At 39.5% G+C, this 17,656-nt stretch carries 16 protein-coding genes; 14 read left to right on the plus strand and 2 right to left on the minus strand.

All coding sequences use genetic code 11. From position 1 onward, the window contains the following. Positions 1-543: 543 nt before the first annotated feature. Both BUF13_RS11660 and BUF13_RS11665 read left to right on the plus strand, forming a co-directional pair. The gene (locus BUF13_RS11660; protein ID WP_073571984.1) at positions 544-1,119 is read left to right on the plus strand and encodes a hypothetical protein; all 576 of its coding nucleotides are present in this window, start codon (positions 544-546) and stop codon (positions 1,117-1,119) included. Positions 1,120-1,142: 23 nt separating this feature from the next. Beyond that, positions 1,143-1,631 carry a hypothetical protein gene (locus tag BUF13_RS11665; protein ID WP_073571985.1) on the plus strand — a complete coding sequence of 163 codons (489 nt, stop codon included), beginning with the start codon at positions 1,143-1,145 and terminating at the stop codon, positions 1,629-1,631. 705 nt (positions 1,632-2,336) lie between these two features. On the opposite strand, the gene greB is transcribed toward BUF13_RS11665, so the two are convergent. Further along, a complete protein-coding gene (greB, locus tag BUF13_RS11670) occupies positions 2,337-2,882 on the minus strand; it encodes a transcription elongation factor GreB (protein WP_243839733.1) in 546 nt (181 codons plus the stop codon). Positions 2,883-3,101: 219 nt separating this feature from the next. Between greB and BUF13_RS11675 the strand changes: the two genes are divergently transcribed. From BUF13_RS11675 to BUF13_RS11705, 7 genes are all read left to right on the plus strand, one after another. After that, a complete protein-coding gene (locus BUF13_RS11675; RefSeq protein WP_073571986.1) occupies positions 3,102-3,935 on the plus strand; it encodes a sugar phosphate isomerase/epimerase family protein in 834 nt (277 codons plus the stop codon). 1,153 nt (positions 3,936-5,088) lie between these two features. Beyond that, positions 5,089-5,661, plus strand: coding sequence for an HdeD family acid-resistance protein (locus BUF13_RS11680; RefSeq protein ID WP_073571987.1), 573 nt, complete (start codon positions 5,089-5,091; stop codon positions 5,659-5,661). 55 nt (positions 5,662-5,716) lie between these two features. After that, a complete protein-coding gene (locus tag BUF13_RS11685) occupies positions 5,717-6,523 on the plus strand; it encodes a metallophosphoesterase family protein (protein WP_073571988.1) in 807 nt (268 codons plus the stop codon). Positions 6,524-6,609: 86 nt separating this feature from the next. Continuing rightward, positions 6,610-7,479, plus strand: coding sequence for a tetratricopeptide repeat protein (locus BUF13_RS11690; protein ID WP_073571989.1), 870 nt, complete (start codon positions 6,610-6,612; stop codon positions 7,477-7,479). A 95-nt stretch (positions 7,480-7,574) separates the two neighbouring features. Next, complete coding sequence (locus tag BUF13_RS11695) at positions 7,575-8,345, plus strand: hypothetical protein (protein WP_073571990.1); 771 nt, start codon at positions 7,575-7,577, stop codon at positions 8,343-8,345. A gap of 27 nt (positions 8,346-8,372) precedes the next feature. Next, positions 8,373-9,833 carry a serine hydrolase domain-containing protein gene (locus BUF13_RS11700; protein WP_073571991.1) on the plus strand — a complete coding sequence of 487 codons (1,461 nt, stop codon included), beginning with the start codon at positions 8,373-8,375 and terminating at the stop codon, positions 9,831-9,833. Between the two features lie 86 nt (positions 9,834-9,919). After that, positions 9,920-10,399, plus strand: a complete 480-nt coding sequence (locus tag BUF13_RS11705; RefSeq protein WP_073571992.1) for a DUF5362 family protein — start codon at positions 9,920-9,922, stop codon at positions 10,397-10,399. Between the two features lie 55 nt (positions 10,400-10,454). On the opposite strand, the gene katG is transcribed toward BUF13_RS11705, so the two are convergent. Next, positions 10,455-12,674: a catalase/peroxidase HPI gene (gene katG / locus BUF13_RS11710; RefSeq protein ID WP_073571993.1), complete on the minus strand. Its 2,220-nt coding sequence runs from the start codon at positions 12,672-12,674 to the stop codon at positions 10,455-10,457. A gap of 285 nt (positions 12,675-12,959) precedes the next feature. Between katG and BUF13_RS11715 the strand changes: the two genes are divergently transcribed. From BUF13_RS11715 to BUF13_RS11735, 5 genes are all read left to right on the plus strand, one after another. Beyond that, entirely contained in the window at positions 12,960-13,727 is a 768-nt protein-coding gene (locus tag BUF13_RS11715) for a hypothetical protein (protein WP_073571994.1), read from the plus strand. A gap of 142 nt (positions 13,728-13,869) precedes the next feature. Continuing rightward, positions 13,870-15,201: a GntP family permease gene (locus BUF13_RS11720; RefSeq protein WP_073571995.1), complete on the plus strand. Its 1,332-nt coding sequence runs from the start codon at positions 13,870-13,872 to the stop codon at positions 15,199-15,201. 81 nt (positions 15,202-15,282) lie between these two features. After that, entirely contained in the window at positions 15,283-16,500 is a 1,218-nt protein-coding gene (locus BUF13_RS11725) for an RNA methylase (RefSeq protein ID WP_073571996.1), read from the plus strand. A 103-nt stretch (positions 16,501-16,603) separates the two neighbouring features. After that, positions 16,604-16,891 carry a hypothetical protein gene (locus BUF13_RS11730; RefSeq protein ID WP_073571997.1) on the plus strand — a complete coding sequence of 96 codons (288 nt, stop codon included), beginning with the start codon at positions 16,604-16,606 and terminating at the stop codon, positions 16,889-16,891. A gap of 101 nt (positions 16,892-16,992) precedes the next feature. Continuing rightward, positions 16,993-17,586 (plus strand): dihydrofolate reductase family protein, encoded by a 594-nt coding sequence (locus tag BUF13_RS11735; RefSeq protein ID WP_073571998.1) that lies wholly within the window; start codon positions 16,993-16,995, stop codon positions 17,584-17,586. Positions 17,587-17,656: the final 70 nt, after the last annotated feature.

The raw sequence follows: 17,656 nt of genomic DNA on the forward strand, positions 1-17,656 counted from the left end.
TTGGAAACCCGCTTCTATCGTCTTTGGACCATGGACTATGGACAATCTCTATTCTCCCCCCTAAGCGTAGTCTTCCACTACGCTTTTTTATTTTTTGAATTTGGAATTCAAAAGCCGACTATGTCTTAATAAAACCAGTTTCTGGACGGTTTTGTAAAGCTCTTACTTAATAAAATAGAGTACCTCCGAAAGATAATAGACCACAATAGATCCAAATAAGACTTCAAAGCTTTGGGATCAGTTGCCTGACAGAAGGTTTTATTATTGTAATTGGCTTAAAGACCCTAACTCTTCATTGTCGCTTGTGCACATCGACACCAATGAATGCCTTAGGAGAAAATCGGTATTCCATGATAGATTTCTTTTTGGTTCTGTTCTTAAAACGAACATGATTATGTCATGGGAACTAAAAAAAATTTCGATTTAATAACTTAAACGAATGAAAATGAATAAATTAAAGGAAAGCTATTATCCGAAATTTAGTGCTTAAAATCCGCTACTTTTCATATTCAGGACTTTTGTGATGCATTAAAAAATAAAATTATGAAATGGATTTTTGTCCTTTTGACTTTTATGCTTTTTGCTTGTAACCAGCAAAATGACGAACTGTCCGCAGATGCAATTGAACGAATAAAAGAAGATATTATTAAATCATCCGAAAGACATGCTCAAGGGATCGAGAACTTGGACTATGAAACGGTTATGGAATTTTATTGTGAGGTTGAAGACTTCGTAATTTTTGGTGACGGGTATTATTGGGGTGATTATTTGACATGTTCTGGCATCTGGAAGGACTTTCTAAATCCCGAAAATTGGAGAAAGATGGTTAGATGGGATCTAAGCAATCACAAAGTGAGCGTTATCTCCAATGATGCAGCTTCATATTTGGTTGAATTTGACAATGTAAGGGTCAGCATGACTGGAGATACTACGATTGTAAAGGGTTGCTTCACCTACGGCATGAAAAAGATAGGTGAAGATTGGAAAGCAGTAACAGTCCATGTTACTCATAATTATAAACCTGGATATGGATTTGAAAATAGTCAACCAGGATATTATGTAAAAGAACAAGGGAAAGATTGGTGGCATAGTTACTCTCCCGAACTTAGAGAAGAATAGAAACAGAATTAAATTAGAAAAACATGAGAAATCTACTATCCGGATTTCTGATCATTACTATAGGGCTAGTATTGTTCAGTTTTGTAAATAATCAGAACACGTCAATTCAAGGCGACATACCTGAAAAAGAATGGATGATCGCTCCTCGTTTTTTAAAATTACAAGATGGCATTTCTAAAAAGGAGGCTAGAGAGTGGCTGGAGCAAGAGTACCTACCCTTGTACCGAGCATATCCGGGATTCAATTGCCAAGCAGGTGAACCTTGGAGATCAGGAGGTTGGGGAACAACTGATAATACTCTTAAATCAAAAGCAGATTTTGTATTGATCTATTCCTTCGATAATAAGACAACTTTCGATCGGTACTTTCCAGAAGATGGAGGAGGGTTTGATGCAGTTGCTGAAGAATCGGCAAAACATATGTCCATTGTTGAAGAGGTCTTTTTTGGAAAATATTTTATCAAAGATGAATATCAAATCGAGGAGTATTTGATGTTTGCTTCATCTAAATAATATAGATTCCATCGGCTAAATACATCTGATTTAAAATGAAAAACCGAGATCAACAAAAGTACCCCCTTAAGCGTTTCTGCGACTACGCTTTTTTTTTCTTGAATTTGCAATTCATGATATCCAGCTATCCCGATAATTACCGGGCCAGGTGCAATTGAATCTCAAAATCTCTAATCTCAAATTCTCTAAATCTCTAATAATGAAGATTTGGAATGCCACTTCTATCGTCTATGGACCAAGGACTATGGACAATCTCTATTCTTTAAATCTCTAATCTCTTAAATATCGAACATCGAATGATGGATATTGAATAATGAAGAATTGGAAACCCGCTTCTATCGTCTTTGGACCATGGACTATGGACTATGGACAATCTCTATTCTCTCAATCTCCATTCTCTAAAATATCGAACATCGAATGATGAATTTTGAATAATGAAGATTTGGAAAGCCACTTCTATCGTCTTTGGACCATGGACTATGGACTATGGACAATCTCTATTCTTTAAATCTCCAATCTCTTAAATATCGAACATCGAATGATGGATATTGAATAATGAAGAATTGGAAACCCGCTTCTATCGTCTTTGGACCATGGACTATGGACTATGGACAATCTCTATTCTCTCAATCTCCATTCTCTAAAATATCGAACACCGAATGATGAGTTTTGAATAATTAAGATTTGGAAACCAGCTCCCCCTCCCTATTTCTCGTACTCAATATTCCTGATCTTCCAGGTCATTAGCCCGTTGGGGGTTTGGACGATAGCCTCTTCACCGACCTCCTTCTTCAGCAAGGCCTGAGCCATAGGTGAATCGATGGAGATATAATCCCTTCGCTGAATGATCTCCTCCCCTCCAACAACACGGAGACGGATCTTATGCCCTTTTACATTTTCGATCTCAACCCAAGCTCCAAACATGACTTTACCTTCTTGAAAAGGAGCATAGGAAATCACCTTTAGATCATCGATACATTTGCGCAGGTAGTGCACCCGCTTGTCTATTTCTCGCAAACGCTTTTTATTGTAATGGTAGTCAGCATTTTCCGAGCGATCTCCTAGGCTAGCCGCCCAAGCCACTTTTTGGGTTGTTTCAGGACGTTCTACTTTCCAAAGATGATCCAGTTCTTCCTTCAGCTTTTCCAATCCCTCGGGGGTGATCCACATGGTTTTCATATCGGTAATTGAGTTTTTTGGGCCGGCAAGTTTAAGCATTCGATGTTCGAAATTCAAAAATAATAGTTGCATGTGTCTCACTTAGGTCTTTTTGATAATGCAATAAGGTTCCGAGTCGGCTCGGTCAAGGGCTTCTTGGATTAAGTTCCGTGAGGACACGGAACAGGGCGTAGGGACCAGGGCCGGCTCGCTCCATTCAAAGCAAACGATTCCGCAGTATTTGGATAGGCACAGCACCTCTCTTTGCTTTGCATTTGCTAAATTGATATCAAGAATCCCAAAAATAAAAACATGAAATCAACCTTATTGACCCTTTTATTTGCCTTTTCCCTGATTGTGTGCAAAGCTCAAGAAACCAGACCCGGACCACAGCTTCCACCTGAAACAGGTGAAACATTCAAAGTCGGAATTGCAGGATACACTTTTGCAAGATTTGATCTCGACAAGGCACTCGAAACCTTGAAAGCCTTAGATGTCCATAACCTATGTATCAAAGATTTTCATTTGCCAATGAATAGCACCGATGCTGAAATCGCAGCTTTTCATGAAAAGCTAAAAGCCCATGATGTGACTGGATATGCCGTTGGCCCTATCTATATGAAAACCCAAGAGGAAGTTGATAGAGCATTCGACTATGCAAAAAGAGTCGGTGTGAAGTTGATTGTGGGCGTTCCTAATGTAGAGCTACTTCCTTATGTCGAACAAAAGGTAAAAGAGTATGATTTCAAGTTTGCGATCCATTTGCATGGCCCAGATATCGCAATCTACCAAGATGCCGACGATGTATGGAATCATACCAAAGATCTTGATCCAAGAATGGGAATGTGCCTGGACATCGGACATGATACCCGTAATGGAAAGGATCCAGTTGCAGATATGGAAAAATACCACAGTCGCGTGTTTGACATGCATATCAAGGATGTGACTGGACCGACTAAGTTGGGATATTCTCTTGAAGTTGGCCGTGGCATTATTGACTTCCCGGCGATGGTAAGTATGATCAGAAAAGTAGGTTATACCGGAGTTTGTAGCCTGGAGCACGAGAGAAATATGGATAATCCATTTATGGGGATTGCCGAATCTCTAGGGTATTTCCGTGGTGTTATTGAAACTACTAAAGAATAAAGTTATATGAATATCCGCTTTTGCTCCACAATCCAAATTTTCTTTGTTAATCAGGGCCAGAAGACCGATGACGGATGACCGAAGTTTGCTAGACTGTGCTTCAAAGCTTCTTTTTAGCCGATTCCTGATTATACTGGAAAGATTGCGGACAATCATATAAAGTTATTAAGCTTTCTTTTAAGGGTCCAAGTCGGAAGGCTTGGGCCTTTCTTTTTGCAATTTTGATTAGCACGGAAGTCAGAGAGCTTAATTAAACTAAAAAAGAGGGCTTGGTATGGGGTCTTCCAATTTAATTTCCGCAAGCTCCTCGGCATTAAACCGCTACTCCTAGCAATATTTTCGTGGCCGAGGTCAAAAGATTAGGCCTTCTTCAACCCCGGGTTGCGGCAAGCCTTACCCGGGGTTATTAAAGTTTAGCCCCTTCAGGGTTAGTTTCAAATTTTGCACATAACTCAAAACTTGTGGTGCGGTGGGAGGTCGCAGCCGCGGGGAGTGGGTTGGCTATGTGCGGTGGAAGCTTAGCTGCGACTAGCCCTCGATAGCCATCGGGGTTTTCGTACTTTTGGGCCATGCCAAAAGTACATTCAGAAAGAAGGAGAAAAAGTGTGATTGCCTTGTAAAAATGATATCTCAAATTGCCTTGATTGTAGTTATAAGTCAAGAAACCAATACAAAGGAAGGAATAGAATAGAGTAAGGGTTCTTCCAATTTAATTTCCGTAAGCTCCTCGGCATTAGACCGCTAATCCTAACAATATTTTCGTGGCCGAGGTCAAAAGACAAGCCTTCTTCTACCCCGGGTTGCGGCAAACCTTACCCGGGGCTATTTAAGTTTAGCCCCTTCAGGGCTAGTTTCAAATTTTGCACATAACTCAAAACTTGTGGTGCGGTGGGAGGTCGCAGCCGCGGGGAGTGGGTTGGCTATGTGCGGTGGAAGCTTAGCTGCGACTAGGCCTTTTCGTACTTTTGGGCCATGCCAAAAGTACTTTAAATGAAAAATAAAATAATAGTCTGAATTGAACCTAAATCCCTTTCTATCAAACTAAAAGAGAATTTTTATTTGTTCTCTCCTTCATTGTGCGTAATTTTTAGTAGGTCAAAAAACTTCTTTTTACCAAACTTTCATTTATTCTTTATCCTTAATCAAATCAACCATGGCAAATGAAATTTTAAAATCAATCAAAAGCTCCATTAAAAATTGGTACCTCCAATTACTGATAGGAATATTGTTTATCGCCGTAGGCGTTTACACTTTTATGTCCCCGGGAGCGGCCTATCTTTCTTTGGCCATTTTATTCAGTATTTCCTTCTTCATCTCGGGACTATCTGACATCATCTTCTCTCTTTCTAACAAGGACGAACTTGATAATTGGGGGTGGATTCTAGCTATTGGCATTCTGACATTCGTCACCGGAATTATTCTGATGATTCATCCAGAAATCTCTATGGTTACTATTCCATTCATCGTTGGTTTTCTATTTATGTTTCGTTCTGTGGCTGGGATCGGGATTGCTTTGGATATGAAAAGCTATGGAATAAAAGAATGGGGATGGATGATGGCATTTGGCATTCTGGGAATGATATTCTCATTTATCATGATTTGGAACCCAATATTTGCGGGGATGACATTGGTAGTCCTTACAGGAATGGTAATGCTTACAATCGGCTTTTTCCACGTATTTCTTGGGTTTAAATTAAAAAAACTAAAAGGAAAGCTTCATTTATAATTAACCTAAACTTGGCTTAGAATGTGTAATTTCCATTCTAAGCCAAATTTTATCCATGCAACGAAGACCCTTCCTCCAGAAAATCACATTATTGAGTTCATCTTTAATGACTATGCCTTTTATGCTCTATGGGAAAATGGATTTTCCCAAAAACACCAAACTGAAATTCATCACCGCTTCTGACGGACATTGGGGCCAACCCAATACCGATTTCCACACTTCTCATAGGAACTTGATCGAAGCAATCAATCAGGAAAAGGATGTGGATTTTGTGGTGATCAATGGTGATTTGACTCATGATAATGCAGATTTGATTCCTGAGGTAAAAGGTGTTTTTGAGCAATTTGAGGCTCCTTTCTATGTGACTCGAGGAAATCACGATCATATGACTGATGCTGCTTTCTTGGAAACCATGGGCTATCCTGTCAATCATTCCTTCAAGGTCAAAAATGACTATGGAGTAGTTTTACTCAATTGCTCCAATACCAAAGGAGAATACCTATGTGTGGATATGGACATAGCAAAACAGAAATTAGAAGAGTTTAAAGATCTTCCCCATGTCTTTGTTTTCGTTCATATTTCACAAAATGACTGGACCCGACATGGGATAGACTGCAAGCCATTTTTGGATTTGTTAGCCTCCTACCCTAACGTTCGAGCGACATTCCATGGACATGATCATGATGTGGATGGCATTATGCTTTACAAAAAGAAACCTTTCCTTTGGTCAGGTCACTTCGGGGGCTCCTGGGGAAACCCTTTCCCTTCTTACCGTGTTGTTGAAGTAGGTGAAGATGGTAAGGCTGTTACTTATCTGAAAACAATCAAAGAAGGTATGATTTTGAATGGAAATAACCTTTGATTGAAATTTGGCTAGAAGGTATTGTAAATACCCCAAAACAAACTTATCTTCAATGAGTTACATTTTTTCACTTTTCTAGTATGCGTATGAGTAAACATCTACATTATCAGTTATTTTTCATTTCAGGCCTCCTATTATTTCTTGCTTTCGAAGGCAGAGGTCAAACTCATAAAATCAAGCCTGATTTCGAGCAAAGCCTTTTGGATGCAAGGATGTCTTTTCATCGTACCTACTATGAAAATGCCTCTCATCTTTTTGATCAATTGATTTTGATGAAGGAAGATCATGCCCTGGCTCATGCCTACATGGCTTTGATCGACTTTATGCTTTACAAAGACCCTAGTTTGCATATTGAAAGGGCTTTGACTCTTACCGACGAATCAGACCCTAATAATTCAATTACGCTGGCCTTATGCAGCTTTGCCAGTGGAGATTACTGGGGCTGCGAAAGCAATATCAAGGAATTCCTAATAAAGGATCCAGAAAATCAATTTGGAAGCCATCTCCTTGCCATGACCTTGATAGCCATGGATCGGGCTGAGGAAGGCAAAATCACCTTGATTGACCTACTGAAAAGGAATAAGGAATACTTCCCTGCGTACAATCACATGGGCTATGCCTGCCTAAAGCTCAATCAAAAGGAAGAAGCGATCCAGGCGTTTGAAACATTCCTTCAAAAAGACTCTTTGAATCCCAGCGCTTATGATTCCTATGCGGAAGCCTGGTTTGAAAGCGGCAATACTGAAAAAGCCATTGCCTGCTTAAATAAGGCAGTAAAACTTGATCCCTATTTTGCCTATGGCTGGAATCATATGGGTGATATCCTTTATCAGATGGGAGAAACCCAGATGGCCATCAATGCCTTTGAAAAGGGGAAAAAAGCTGCAAAATATTACGGTCCAGAGTTTACCGAATCTCTAAATCAGAAGTTGGAGGACCTCAAAAAGGAGCATTAAATCCCATAAAGCGAGTCTACTTTTCGCAAAAATTTCAATCAGCCTTCTTTCTTTCAATTTTTCCTAAATTGGGATACGTGTAGACATCAGATCCCATGGGAAGAGTTCACCTTTTTGAATTTGAAGATCAATCTTGGTTTCCTGATTTTTTGAGAAACTATGGAACGGACTTTTTACAATTCCTCTCCAACAAGACGAATATGTATAAGCCGATCATTCCATTGATTAGCAATATCCTCCAAAAACAGGGCATTGCTAAAATGATTGATTTGGGCTCCGGAGGTGGTGGTGGTTTGATTCGCCTCAATGAAGAACTTCTAAGTCTACATCTAGACCTTAAGATCATTTTGACAGATCTGTATCCCAATTTTTCAGCTTTTGAATACACAAAGGAACAAGCTAGCAACTTTGAATATTACCCAAAACCTGTTGATGCGAGGAATGTTCCTGAGGACTTGAAAGGTTTGAGAACGCAATTCCTGTCTTTCCATCATTTCAGGACTAAGGATGCGATCCAAATTCTCCAAAATGCCGTCAATTCAGATGAATCCATCGCTATTTTCGAAGCCCAAGAAAGAAGTATCCCGAGTGTTTTGGCTATGATCTTTTCTCCGATCACAGTTCTCTTGACCACTCCTTTTATTCGACCATTTAAATGGGGAAGAATCATTTTCACCTACCTGATTCCCATCGTACCAATTTTTGTTCTTTGGGACGGTGTGGTTTCGGCTTTCAGAACATATTCAGCGGATGAAATGAATCAGTTGATTTCCCAAGTGGAAAACCATGAAACCTATAATTGGGAAGTCAATAAGATCAAATCTGGACCCGGAGTGATATTATATTTGATCGGTACTAAAAAGTAAATCTCCCTACAAGAATTCTACCTCAGTATGAAAAAACCAGCTATCATTATTTTCCTTTCTACTTTGATTTTCGGCGCTTGTCAAGAAAAGACTGAAATCAATTTAGGCGATGAAATTACTCAAATTGAAAACGGTCTTTTGACAAGCTATCGCTCAGCTTCTGATTCCATTACCCATTACAATATCTATGACAGAATGGACTATTATCATGTCCCGGGAGTTAGTATAGCAGTGGTAGAAAACGGAGAAATCAAATGGGCTAAAGGTTACGGGATAGCCGATACGGAAACAGGCAAAGAAGTAGATCCTACTACCCTTTTTCAAGCCGGATCAATCAGCAAACCAGTTGCTGCTTTGGGAGCCTTAAAATTGATGGAAGAAGGAAAATTGGATCTGGATCAAAATGTAAATGACTATCTGCAAGGTTATCAGGTTGCGGAAAATGAATTCACCTCCGAGGAAAAAGTCACTGTACGAAGGTTACTGACTCATTCTGCAGGGACCACAGTGCACGGATTCCCAGGCTATTCCCAAACAGACACATTTCCTACAGTCATCGAAGTACTGAATGGAGATGGAAATACTCCCAAAGTATGGGTTGACACGATACCAGGCAGTATTTGGAGATATTCAGGGGGAGGCTACACAATCATGGAAAAAGTCGTCGAGGATATTTCAGGACAAGCTTTGGAAGTATTTTTGGAAGAGCAAATATTGAAGCCGATGGGTATGACAAACAGTACCTACCAACAGCCTTTAGGAGAAAAATGGCAATCGAATGCCAGTGCAGCTTACAATAGACAAGGAGAAATCATCGATGGCAAATGGCATAATTACCCCGAACAGGCAGCAGCGGGACTTTGGACCACACCCACTGATTTGGCAAAATATTGCATAGAAATCCAAAACATCAAATCAGGGAAAACAGATGGAGTGCTCAAAAAGGAAACTGTCGAAGCCATGCTAACCAAGCATCTGAATGAATGGGGATTAGGCCCAGCTTTAAGCGGAGAAGGTGACGATCTACTTTTTAGGCATGGTGGAAAAAACGCAGGCTTTTCCAATAATTTGGTTGCCTTTGCCAATAGTGGCGAAGCGGTTATCATCATGACCAATGCTGATCAAGGGGTTAGCCTGATGGCTGAAATCCTTAGATCTGTTTCCGATTTTTATGATTGGGACATCAGTAATCAAGAAGTCCTCGAAACTATTCCATTGCCAGAGGAACATCTCCAAGAATATTTAGGTACCTATCTTTTGGACGAGCAAGTTCCTGGAATTGGAGATTATTTCATCGATGTGGCGATTGTTGATGGTAAATTTCAAGTGAATGATCCCAATAATGGAGAAGTAAATATTCTGAGCGCATTGACTCCTGATAAGTATTTCGACCTCACAACCGGAAATCAAGTAAACCTTGAAAAAAATGGAGATGAGCTACTGATCATTTTTGACGGCAGATTCACATTCCACAAACAAAAAGAGTGAAAATTAATTTGAATGGTATTTCAGCATTCACTTAAAATATCTTTATTGGCAACTAATCATTTTTCAAAAAACTTGTCAATAAAAATATGGAAGAGAATACCACTTTTCAAGAAGAAACACCTTTAAAAAAGCCTTCATTAACGATCCCAGATACCTCCTTGCCCATATTGGCTGAAACCAGCAGATGGGGAAATTTCTTGGCGATTTTAGGATTTATCGGAACAGGTCTGATGGTTCTTATGGGTTTATTTGCAGGCACAATTTTCTCTTCGATTGGAAGTGAATTTGGAGGAAATCCTTTTCAGGGAGTCATGGGAATATTTATGGGGTTATTCTATGCCTTATTTGGATTGATTTACTTCTTTCCGTCCCTATATCTGTATCGTTTTTCTGATAAAATCAAAAAGGCAATCATTCAAAGAGATTCCGATATTTTGGCAAACGCTTTAGAAAACCAAAAGTCCCTTTACAAATTCATGGGAATATTCTGCATAGTTTCCATTGGGCTATACGTCTTGATTTTTGTTTTTGCAATTCTTGGCGGAGCGATTGGATCCATGATGTAAAACGAAAAAAGCCCCGAATTGCTTCGGGGCCTTTAAGTATATTCTAAACTGATTTTTAAGCTACATCAAAACGATCCAGATCCATCACTTTCTCCCAAGCTTTCACAAAGTCTTTTACAAACTTCTCTTTGGAATCTGAACTCGCATAAACTTCAGCATAAGAACGAAGTTCAGGATGAGAACCGAATACCAAATCAACTCGAGTACCAGTCCACTTCAAAGCTCCGGTTTCACGATCTTTTCCTTCAAAGTATTCTTTGGTTTCGTCAGTTGCATTCCAAACAGTTCCCATATCCAATAGATTTGCAAAGAAATCATTGGTCAATGATCCTGGAGTCTCAGTCAACACACCAGATTTGGATCCGTTGAAATTGGCTCCCATCGCACGCATACCACCTACCAACACGGTCATTTCTGGTGGAGAAAGAGTCAACAATTGAGCTTTGTCAACCAAAAGACTTTCGGTAGAAGCTGTTGTTTTTCCTTTCAGATAGTTTCTGAATCCATCAGCAACTGGCTCCAAGAATCCGAATAATTCTACATCTGTTTGCTCCTGAGTAGCATCCACTCGTCCTTTGGTAAATCCAACAGTCACATCTACGCCAGCATTCTTAGCAGCTGTTTCTACACCTACATTTCCTGCCAACACGATCAAATCTGCCAAAGAAACTTTCTTGCCGGATTGGCCTGCATTGTATTCAGACTGGATTTGCTCTAGGGTATCCAACACTTTGTTCAATTGAGTCGGGTTATTTACTTCCCAGAATTTCTGAGGAGCCAATCTGATTCTTGCACCATTTGCTCCACCTCTTTTATCAGATCCTCTGAAAGTAGAAGCAGAAGCCCAAGCTGTAGTTACCAATTCAGAAACAGAAAGTCCTGAAGCAGCAATTTTTGATTTCAAAGAAGCTATATCCTGATCTTCGATCGCATCATAATCTGCTACAGGAAGTGGATCTTGCCATACCAAATCTTCTGCTGGTACTTCTGGTCCCAAATATCTGGATTTAGGTCCCATATCACGGTGAACCAACTTAAACCAAGCTCTTGCAAATGCATCAGCAAACTCATCTGGATTTTCGTAGAATCTTCTGGAGATTTTCTCATAAGCTGGATCATATCTCAAAGACAAATCCGTAGTCAACATGGATGGAGCGATTTTCCCTTCCAAATCGGCAGTAGGAACAGTTCCAGATCCTGCACCGTTTTTAGGAGTCCACTGATGCGCACCTGCCGGGCTTTTGGTCAATTCCCATTCGTATTCGAATAAGTGAGTGAAGAAGTCATTGCTCCACTGTGTAGGCTTGGTTGTCCAAGTTACCTCCAAACCTGAAGTGATAGAATCGATACCCACTCCAGACTTATAGCTGTTCTTCCAACCAAAGCCCTGCAATTCCAAATCAGCTGCTTCTGGCTCAGGACCTACGTGATCCACTGTAGATGCACCATGAGTTTTACCGAAAGTATGTCCACCAGCAATCAAAGCAACTGTTTCTGCATCGTCCATCCCCATGTTTCCAAAGGTCTTTCTGATAGATTTTGCTGCCAAAACTGGATCAGGATTATGATCTGGACCTTCTGGGTTTACATAGATCAAGCCCATTTCTGTAGCACCAAGCGGATTGGCAAGTGATTCAGGATTTCTGTGAGATGCTACCCACTCCTTCTCATCACCCCAATAAATATCTTTATCAGCTTCCCAAACATCCTCACGACCTCCACCGAAGCCAAAAGTTTTGAATCCCATAGATTCCAAAGCAACGTTTCCAGTCAAAATCATCAAATCTGCCCAGGAAATCTTGCTTCCGTATTTCTGCTTGATTGGCCAAAGAAGTCTTCTCGCCTTATCCAAGCTGACATTGTCTGGCCAAGAGTTCAAAGGAGCAAATCTCTGCTGACCTCTTCCTCCACCTCCGCGTCCATCTTGCTGACGATAGGTACCTGCACTATGCCAAGCCATACGGATAAAGAATGGACCATAATGACCAAAATCTGCAGGCCACCACTCTTTAGAGTCTGTCATCAAATCCGTCAGGTCCTTTTTCAAACCTTCGTAATCAATACTTTCAAAGGCCTTGGCATAATCAAAGCCAGTGCCCATAGGGTCAACCAAAGACGAATGTTGTCTTAAAATATCCAAGGAAAGGTGCTTTGGCCACCAGTCTTTATTCTGGGTACCTTCCACACTAATTTTTTCCTGCTCTAATGTTCCATTATGGAAAGGGCATTTACTGATGTCTCCATTCCCATTGTGATCAAAAGCTTTGTCTGACATAATGTTGTGTTATTTATAAATGGTTAAGGTTAATTTCTGGAACCAATTTACCTAAAAGTTTTTAGATAAAAATATTTTTTCGATTGATAAAAACTATGACACTTATCACTTTTTGATAATGCCTACAACACCTCCATAAGTTACGAAAGATGCCATTCAGGTTCAACAAAATCATAAAGAATCAATGTGCCTTAAAATCAAGGTGACATTCGGGAAATATTCCCCCATTCTCTTATATTCAGATTTAATTTGATCCTTCTAAGAGTACTGATCCCAAATACTTAGATGTTCCTTTTCTTCAAAAAAATCAAGAAAAAACTTATCGTTGAAAACCGAATCAAAAACTACCTGGTCTATGCCTTAGGTGAAATTGTCCTAGTCGTGCTAGGTATCCTCATCGCTCTTTGGATCAATAATTCCAGCCAATACTATCAACTTCGTAAAAAGGAACAAACCTACCTCATTGGTTTAGAAAAGGAGTTTCTGATCACACAACAGAAGCTGGATACTCTCATAAAAATCAATCAAAAAAATATTCAAGGAGCACAGGAAATCGTCCAGGCCATGGACCAAAGGCCTATTGAAATTTCTGAAAGGCAATTTTCTAATTTGTTGTATCAGGCTTTGGCTTTTGATATATCCTTGAATTCAAATAATTCGCTTTTAACAGAAATTATCAATTCGGGTAGTTTGAAAGACATCACCAACCAAGAATTGAAACAATCCCTCACCACTTGGATGGCAACATTGGAAGACATCAAGCAGCAGGAAAGAGATCAAGAAGATCAGAGACAAGCTCTATTAGACTTTTTCAAATCCGATCAATACAGTTTAAAAACAATTTTAAATGAAGTCGGAGTACTTGAAAGCAATCAAGAAAAAAGTCAAGGTGGAACCGGAAACAATATGGATCTCTTGAATTCTGTTGCCTTCGAGAACGCATTATTGCTATTTATCTTTTCGGCGGAAGGTACAGATAAGTCTCACTACCTTCCATTGAAAGAGGATATTGAAAAAATCCTATCTCTTATTAATCAGGAAATTGAAGATTAGGAAACCCATTTAGCAAAAGCAAAAAATTCATCCAACCACTGGAACTAAAACCCTTTTTTATTTGGCATTTTTAGGTAATTTTTAGCTAATTGATTGAATTCCATATGGAATTCAATTTTTTATAAATACTCAAAAACCCAAAATGCTGACAATTTTCCTGATTCTAATCGTGCTGGCGATTATCCTGCTGGCAATAGTAAAATTTGACATTCACCCCTTCCTGGCTCTTTTTGGAGGAGCCATTTTATATGGGCTTTTATCAGGAATGTCTCCTGAATTAATCCTTCAATCTATTTCTGATGGCTTTGGAGGAGTTTTAGGTTCAGTGGGGCTTTTAATTATTCTCGGAGTCATGCTGGGGACTTTTTTGGAAAAAACCGGAGGAGCAATTGTCATCGCAGAAAAAATCCTCTCTTGGATTGGAAAGAAAGCCGTAAATCTCACCATGATGCTGGGAGGCTATATTCTTTCTATTCCCGTTTTTGGAGATTCTACGATCATCATGATGAATCCAATTGCCAAGTCCTTGGCATTGAAAAGTAATCGATCCTATGCAGGAACTATGATTGCGCTGTCTTTGGGAGCTATGTGCTCTCACTCTTTGGTACCTCCTACTCCAGGCCCGATAGCCACAGCAGGTATTCTTGGTGCTGACCTGGGTCAAATGATTTTCTTTGGTTTCATTGTTTCTCTTTTGACCTTGATCCCAGGCTATATTTTTGTCAATAAGTTCGTTTCCAAAATCCCATTAACTCCAAAATTATCCACCTCGGAGGAAAGTCTGGATAGAAGGCATTATCCAACAGCTTTCCGCTCATTTCTTCCGATCATACTTCCTTTGGTTCTGATCATTTTAGCCTCTGTGGCCAATTATCCCACCAAACCACTAGGAGAAGGGTCTTGGATCAAAGTGATTGAGTTTATTGGAGCTCCTGTCATCGCACTTTTGATCGGAGCTATCCTTTCTTTCACTTTACCACACAAATTCGACAAAAAGATGCTTTCCTCCTCTGGCTGGGTTGGGGAAGCCTTATTGATTGCAGCACCAGTAATTTTCATAACGGGATCTGGAGCAGTATTTGGAAAAATGCTTCAAAACTCCGGAATCGGTGATATGATCAGTAGCGGAATGAAAGATGCCAATTGGGGTATTTTTCTTCCCTTCTTGATAGCCTTCACATTAAAAACTGCTCAAGGATCCACCACTGTAGCCATGATCACAACTGCTTCTATTGTTGCACCATTACTTGGGCCTTTAGGATTGGATTCAGAAACTATGAAGGTTTTGACGGCCTTATCTTGTGGAGCGGGAGCTGTTGCAATTTCTCACGCAAACGACAGCGGCTTCTGGGTAGTCACCCAACTTTCTGGTATGACTATCAAGCAAGGAAACCAATCTCATAGCTTAGGGACACTGATCATGGGAACTGCCGCAATCTTGATCATATATGTAATCAGTTTGATTGTGGGATAGTCAAATCCAAATCTTATATTCACATAAGTTGCCGATTTTAGGGATTAGCAGGCATTTTTTAAATCACCTTTCCAAATCCAAATGAAAAATCAAATCTGGGAAAAGCTATATCTTGAATCCTCGTCATTGACTAGACCGGTGATGGCTGAAGGGCTAATACCTGAAAATCAACTAGAGGAATTCAAATCCCTTCTTTTATCAATCATCCGAGAATTTCTTCGAAAAGGGGACCTGCATTTGGGACTGAAAACCTATATCGACAATATCCAAAGTCAGGAAATCCCAGAAATCATGGCTTCAAAACTTCCTCAACAAGATGAGACCTTAGAAAACTGGGCCTATTCAATTTTTGGGGAGCAAAAATTTGGAGTAATTCTGAATTATTTGGAAGAGTACAGCAACGAATTTTCTGAAAAAGCGGCCATTTTGATTAAGCCACTTTTAGAAAAAGCCGGTTTACCATTGGAAGGGATATCCTTCCTTTTCTTCATGGGAAATTATGGATTCACTCCTTTTGGGATCCATAAAGAAAATGTAGGTGAAGAAGGGGTATTGTTCCATTTGGGACCAGGCGAAAAGCAATTCTATACTTGGGACAAGCCTGAATACAATGTCATTGAGCATAATTCGCAAATATTCCGCAACATCGATGAAATGCTCCCAGAAAGTGTTTCCTATAGTCTGAAGCCAGGGAATGCGATGTTTATCCCTCATCAAGTTTTTCATGTAGCCAATACCCCTGAGTTTTCGATCAGCTTTGTAATGGACTATGTCAATCCTCCTATGGATAGATTTGAAAATGAATTGCTCAAAGCTGCAAACGAGGAAAACCTGAACCTTCAAAATAGGTTTCAAAAGCCTTTACACGGCGACAGTCCATCATCTGAATGGGGACAATTTTTAAACCAAGAATCAATTCAAAAGAAACTTGAAATAGCTTTCCGAAGACACATTCTCAGTTTAAAAAGTAATGGAGGAATCAAAAGAAAATCAAAACCGAACTTTAGACTTCATCTTCCCAATGGAAATTTTATTATCAAAGGAAAATCCATTTTCCCAATTCAAATTGACAGCCAAGCCGACGGGAGCAATCTGATTTTTGCCAGAGGACATAGGATAGCATCCAAAGGACATCCAAAACTCTCTCAACTAATTCAAAAAATTAATGATGGCGAATCATTCAATCTAAATACAATCCAAAATTTATTATTTCCTGAATGGGACCTGGTAGACATTTTTAGCTTTTTTTCAGAACTACAAAAAACAGAAACAATTGATATTCAGCCACAAATAGAATAAATCAATTTATAATCCACGTCTGTATTTTTAGTCAAATCAATTTTTAGTCCCTATTTTTATCAGAGGCCCAAAAGCTATTTTTTGATCCTAAAACCAAAATACCATGATTATTCAGACGATCCGATTCAAATCCACTTTAGAAAAAATTGCAGTTGTAAAAGCTGCTATTCAAAGAGAAAAAGAAATGCTATTGGTCCCTGGCTTAATGCAAAAATACTATGTGAAGCCAGAGGAGAACGGGCATTATTCTGGGATTTTCGTTTGGGATTCGACAGAATCCATGAATGCATATTGGAAATCGGATCTGGCAGAACGATTTCCTCAAGACTTTGGTGTGGACGGGAACCCTTCTTTATTTTCTGAAGAAATTCTTTTCCAGCTTCGAAACTAGATCCATCCCAATTTGTCGGAAATGATTAGCTAATTTGACGGAAATAGCATCTTCCTTTCATCTTAGAATTTGGAGATTTGCTTAATATCAATTCAACTAAAATGAGACCATTAATTGTTATTTCAATGATCACCTTGGACGGAGTGATCCAAGGTCCCGGAGGTCCTGAGGAAGACACTTCCAATGGATTTGAATGGGGAGGTTGGGCTGCCGGATATGATGATGAAATTTCTGATAAAGTCCTCATGGCGGAACTTCAACCTGCCTCTTATTTATTGGGAAGAAAAACATTTGAAATCTGGGAAGCTTATTGGCCAAACCATAGTGAATATTGGCCGGCGATAAACGAAGGGACTAAATATGTTTTCTCCAAGTCCCGCAATTCAACCGACTGGCAAAACACAGTTTTCATCAATAGTGTAGAAGAAATCAAAAAGCTCAAAGATTCAGAAGGCCTACCTATTCATGTTTGGGGTAGTGGAGAATTGATTCAATTACTATTGCAAAATGATTTGGTTGACGAACTAAGGTTAAAAATCTTCCCAATCACCTTGGGGAAAGGAAAAAAACTCTTCCAAACTGGAGCAATTCCAGCTGCTTTTAGCCTGAAAGAAAGCTTTACAAATACCAAAGGACTTGTGATTCTCAATTTTGAAAGAGCTGGTGAAGTGAAAACCGGAGTAGCAGGAAAATAAGTGAATTCAATTTTCTAATCGATTTTGGCTTTAAATTTTGATAAACTAGTGCGATTGCACTATTTTTCAA

This window comes from Algoriphagus zhangzhouensis (assembly GCF_900148515.1).
Classification (GTDB): domain Bacteria; phylum Bacteroidota; class Bacteroidia; order Cytophagales; family Cyclobacteriaceae; genus Algoriphagus; species Algoriphagus zhangzhouensis.

Bases quoted from the DNA above. Each gene is read 5' to 3' on its own strand.
- BUF13_RS11660 (WP_073571984.1), top strand. From the start codon at position 544: ATGAAATGGATTTTTGTCCTTTTGACTTTTATGCTTTTTGCTTGTAAC.
- BUF13_RS11665 (WP_073571985.1), top strand. From the start codon at position 1,143: ATGAGAAATCTACTATCCGGATTTCTGATCATTACTATAGGGCTAGTA.
- greB (WP_243839733.1), bottom strand. From the start codon at position 2,882: ATGCAACTATTATTTTTGAATTTCGAACATCGAATGCTTAAACTTGCC.
- BUF13_RS11675 (WP_073571986.1), top strand. From the start codon at position 3,102: ATGAAATCAACCTTATTGACCCTTTTATTTGCCTTTTCCCTGATTGTG.
- BUF13_RS11680 (WP_073571987.1), top strand. From the start codon at position 5,089: ATGGCAAATGAAATTTTAAAATCAATCAAAAGCTCCATTAAAAATTGG.
- BUF13_RS11685 (WP_073571988.1), top strand. From the start codon at position 5,717: ATGCAACGAAGACCCTTCCTCCAGAAAATCACATTATTGAGTTCATCT.
- BUF13_RS11690 (WP_073571989.1), top strand. From the start codon at position 6,610: ATGAGTAAACATCTACATTATCAGTTATTTTTCATTTCAGGCCTCCTA.
- BUF13_RS11695 (WP_073571990.1), top strand. From the start codon at position 7,575: ATGGGAAGAGTTCACCTTTTTGAATTTGAAGATCAATCTTGGTTTCCT.
- BUF13_RS11700 (WP_073571991.1), top strand. From the start codon at position 8,373: ATGAAAAAACCAGCTATCATTATTTTCCTTTCTACTTTGATTTTCGGC.
- BUF13_RS11705 (WP_073571992.1), top strand. From the start codon at position 9,920: ATGGAAGAGAATACCACTTTTCAAGAAGAAACACCTTTAAAAAAGCCT.
- katG (WP_073571993.1), bottom strand. From the start codon at position 12,674: ATGTCAGACAAAGCTTTTGATCACAATGGGAATGGAGACATCAGTAAA.
- BUF13_RS11715 (WP_073571994.1), top strand. From the start codon at position 12,960: ATGTTCCTTTTCTTCAAAAAAATCAAGAAAAAACTTATCGTTGAAAAC.
- BUF13_RS11720 (WP_073571995.1), top strand. From the start codon at position 13,870: ATGCTGACAATTTTCCTGATTCTAATCGTGCTGGCGATTATCCTGCTG.
- BUF13_RS11725 (WP_073571996.1), top strand. From the start codon at position 15,283: ATGAAAAATCAAATCTGGGAAAAGCTATATCTTGAATCCTCGTCATTG.
- BUF13_RS11730 (WP_073571997.1), top strand. From the start codon at position 16,604: ATGATTATTCAGACGATCCGATTCAAATCCACTTTAGAAAAAATTGCA.
- BUF13_RS11735 (WP_073571998.1), top strand. From the start codon at position 16,993: ATGAGACCATTAATTGTTATTTCAATGATCACCTTGGACGGAGTGATC.